General features: G+C 36.4%; 1 protein-coding gene. It reads left to right on the forward strand.

Annotated elements, in window-relative coordinates; translation table 11 throughout:
- Positions 1-112, forward strand: a 112-nt coding sequence (locus ACNKXV_RS13780) for a hypothetical protein (protein WP_417908297.1), incomplete at its 5' end; no start/stop codon positions are given.
- Positions 113-332: the final 220 nt, after the last annotated feature.

The raw sequence follows: 332 nt of genomic DNA on the forward strand, positions 1-332 counted from the left end.
GGAATACATCCAGAAAGATGAATATTTGGAAATCACTCCAAAATCTATCCGAATGAGAAAAATCTATTTGGATGAAAATGAGAGAACCAGAATGGCCAAAAAAGAGGATTGATTTTAGTCAACTATAAAAGCCCAAAGCCCTTCAACACTTGAAGGGCTTTTTTTATGGAAAAAAACCGAAAATACCCAAACCTCAGAGAGGTTATCCCGTGCACTATTTCAAATGCTTATTCAAATGATTAAAAAAACAATTCTTTACCTCGCCTTTTTAACCGCAGGATTTTCTGCTGTCGCTCAAACTAATCCAGACACGCTTTACCTATTGGAAGGTC

The sequence above is a fragment of the Christiangramia aquimixticola genome (genome assembly GCF_048285835.1).
In the GTDB taxonomy this organism is placed as follows: domain Bacteria; phylum Bacteroidota; class Bacteroidia; order Flavobacteriales; family Flavobacteriaceae; genus Christiangramia; species Christiangramia aquimixticola.